General features: G+C 44.4%; 3 protein-coding genes. All 3 read right to left on the bottom strand.

Annotation, left to right across the window (positions count from 1 at the left end):
- A partial coding sequence (parC, locus tag SPADD19_RS12700; protein ID WP_241496501.1) for a DNA topoisomerase IV subunit A occupies window positions 1-1,465 on the bottom strand: 1,465 nt, incomplete at its 3' end.
- A gap of 171 nt (window positions 1,466-1,636) precedes the next feature.
- Window positions 1,637-2,455: an aminoglycoside 6-adenylyltransferase gene (locus SPADD19_RS06195; protein ID WP_061455534.1), complete on the bottom strand. Its 819-nt coding sequence runs from the start codon at window positions 2,453-2,455 to the stop codon at window positions 1,637-1,639.
- 55 nt (window positions 2,456-2,510) lie between these two features.
- Window positions 2,511-3,464, bottom strand: a 954-nt coding sequence (locus tag SPADD19_RS06190) for a toprim domain-containing protein (protein ID WP_241496500.1), incomplete at its 5' end; no start/stop codon positions are given.

Below are 3,464 nucleotides of genomic sequence, written 5' to 3'. Positions count from 1 at the left end.
TCGTTTTAGCCGTGTCTTGCAATTCACTGCGACGGGGATTCCCAAAGAGCTTCTTGACTTCACGCAATTCCTTCTTCATGAGATTAAACATGGTCCGTTCATCCCCAATGATGGCTGCCAAGGTCGCGATTTGTTCCTTGAGACTGGCATGCTCTTCTTCCAAAGTGACGATATCGGTATTGGTCAAGCGATACAATTGCAAGGTAACAATAGCTTCTGCTTGTTCTTCCGTGAAATCGTAGCTGACCTTGAGGTTTTCTTTAGCATCTGCCTTATTATCAGACGCACGAATCAAGGCAATCACTTCATCGAGGATGGAAATGACGCGGATCAAGCCCTCTACGATGTGGAGCCGTCGTTCTGCCTTTTCCTTATCAAAGCGCGAGCGAGCGACAATGATATCCCGACGGTGTGCAATGTAGCTAGAGAGAATCGGTACAATCCCCACTTGACGAGGGGTATAATTGTCAATCGCCACCATATTGAAGTTGTAGTTGACCTGCAAGTCTGTGTACTTGAACAAGTAGTTCAAAATCAAATCTGCATTGGCATCTTTTTTGAGCTCAATGGCAATACGAAGACCATCTCGGTCAGACTCATCCCGAACCTCAGCGATACCTGCCACCTTGTTGTTGACACGAACATCATCGATCTTCTTGACCAAAACAGCCTTGTTGATCTCATAAGGGATCTCGGTAACCACAATTTGCTGCTTACCGCCCTTGAGCTGCTCGATCTCTGTTTTAGATCGGACAACTACTCGGCCCTTACCAGTTTCATAGGCTTTCTTAATCTCATCCCGGCCTTGGATAATGGCGCCAGTTGGGAAATCAGGTCCAGGTAAAAACTCCATGAGCTTGTCTACCTTGGCAGATGGATGGTCGATCATGTAGACCACGGCATCAATGACTTCAGCAAGATTATGTGGTGGAATATCTGTCGCATAACCAGCTGAAATCCCTGTTGCCCCATTGACTAAGAGATTTGGAAAGGCTGCCGGCAAAACAGTTGGCTCTTTTTCTGTATCGTCAAAGTTCCAGGCAAATGGTACTGTGTTCTTTTCGATATCTTGCAAAAGATAACCCGCAATTTCAGACAAGCGCGCTTCGGTATAACGCATAGCCGCTGGTGGATCACCGTCCATGGAACCATTGTTTCCGTGCATTTCGACTAGGATCTCACGGTTTTTCCAGTCCTGAGACATGCGGACCATGGCATCATAGATAGAAGAATCCCCATGAGGGTGGAAATTCCCCATGATATTACCGACAGACTTGGCAGACTTGCGGTAGCCCTTGTCATGGGTATTGCCATCCTTATTCATAGAATAAAGAATCCGCCGTTGAACAGGTTTCAAGCCATCCCGAATATCAGGAAGAGCCCGTTCTTGAATAATGTATTTGGAGTAGCGACCAAAGCGCTCCCCCATGATGTCCTCCAAGGACATATTTTGAATATTAGACATAAGATACAAAGCCCTTAAAATACAAAGTGAAAATTAGAAATTTATCTTTTTCACACAGCACTCAGGGCGTGTTCAACTCCTTTCAAAGAATGTTGAGTAGTCTTTTAGGAAAAAGGAATTCGGTTACACCAAGTAACCAAACGTTCCTTTCTGATGTTTAAAATAAATTCATTAATGATTAGAAAGTTTCTCTTTAGCATAAGAAGTCATTTTCTCTGCAACTTCCATATCGTAAGTAAATCCCATCTTTTGAGCCAGAATTTGAGCTTCTCGATTGAATAGCCCCATGGTAGCAAATAAAGACTGAGTGATTTTATCGATACTAGATAAATCAAGCAGTGCTGAGAACTCCTTCTCTTGCCCGGCTGGTAGATACTGGAAGAGGTACTTGTAGTTCTTTCCGATATCAACTACTCCCCTATCGCTTGTCACCAGCCAAGCTAAGACCTTGAGGAGTTCTTGCTGACAAATGACATAGAGGTGGTCGGTCGCATAGATAAGCTGATTTCTTCGAATGGCCTTGACAACATAAGCCGATACCCACCAAAATTCATTGCAGGATGCTGCAAATTCCTCTTCAGTAGGTGGAGCGGTCCAATAGCGCTTGGAATTAGGCTGATAGGCTTCAAACAAACCTTTGTCGTCTTTTATAACTTCAAAATTTGCTTCGCTGTCCACCCACTCTTGGGTATACTCTTTGGGACAGAGGGTCAAATCGATACGGTTGCCATCTTCAAAGAGCATTAGATACAGACGACGGTGTCCAAGGACATTGTGCTGTTCAATCAGACGCATTCCAAACTGGTCTAGCCAAGATAAATCAGATAACAAGTCGTTCAGATTTTTAACAATATAGACCACATCATAATCTTGAAACTCGTCTTTGGGTGCCTGAGGATTCGTTCGTGATCCGGATAAAGCAATTGCTTCTACTTCTAGAGTATCAGCTATTTGCAAAATCAGATTCATCATTTCTGTATCAGTTCTCATATCGATTCCTTACCATTTCTACATCCCAGCATATTTACTTTATAGTAGAAAGTGATTAAAATACTGTATTTTCTTCTAAGGTAAACTTAACATTGTCTTCAATCCATTGACGACGTGGTGCAGCCTTATCTCCCATAAGGACAGAGACACGGCGTTCTGCACGCGCTAGATCATCAATGGTGACACGGATCAAAGTACGAGTTTCTGGATTCATGGTGGTTTCCCAAAGTTGGTCCGCATTCATTTCCCCCAACCCTTTGTAACGTTGGAGGGTTGCTCCACGGCCAAAGGTCCGACGCAACTCTTCTAATTCGCTATCTGTCCAAGCATAGGCTACTTCTTCTTTCTTGCCTTTGCCTTTCGACATCTTATAAAGAGGAGGAAGTGCAATGTAGACATGCCCTGCTTCTACCAAAGGGCGCATATAGCGATAGAAGAAGGTTAAAAGGAGGGTTTGAATGTGGGCACCATCCGTATCCGCATCGGTCATGATGATGATCTTATCGTAGTTAGCATCTTCCACTGAGAAATCAGCCCCAACTCCAGCACCGATGGTGTAAATCATGGTGTTGATTTCCTCGTTCTTGAGGATATCACTCATATTGGCCTTCTCAGTATTAAGAACCTTCCCACGAAGGGGGAGAATCGCTTGGAACTTCCGGTCCCGTCCTTGTTTGGCAGAACCGCCGGCTGAGTCTCCTTCGACCAGATAGAGTTCGTTTTTCTTAGGATTTTTAGACTGGGCTGGTGTCAATTTACCAGACAAAAGTCCCTTGTCCTTTTTGCTCTTCTTGCCATTTCGGCTTTCATCCCGCGCTTTTCGAGCGGCTTCACGCGCATCCCGGGCTTTAATAGCCTTACGAATGAGATTAGAAGCCAACTCCCCATTTTCCATAAGGAAGAAGGTCAATTTATCAGAAACAATGCTATCGACGACTGGACGAGCCAAGGGACTTCCTAATTTGTCTTTGGTTTGTCCTTCAAACTGCAAATGGGCCTCTGGAACCAG

Source organism: Streptococcus parasanguinis, assembly GCF_001578955.1.
Taxonomy (GTDB): Bacteria; Bacillota; Bacilli; order Lactobacillales; family Streptococcaceae; genus Streptococcus; species Streptococcus parasanguinis_U.
This window is presented reverse-complemented; position numbering and strand designations above follow the sequence as displayed.

Excerpts from the sequence above, each read along its gene's own strand:
- SPADD19_RS06195 (WP_061455534.1), bottom strand. The coding sequence starts at position 2,455 with ATGAGAACTGATACAGAAATGATGAATCTGATTTTGCAAATAGCTGAT.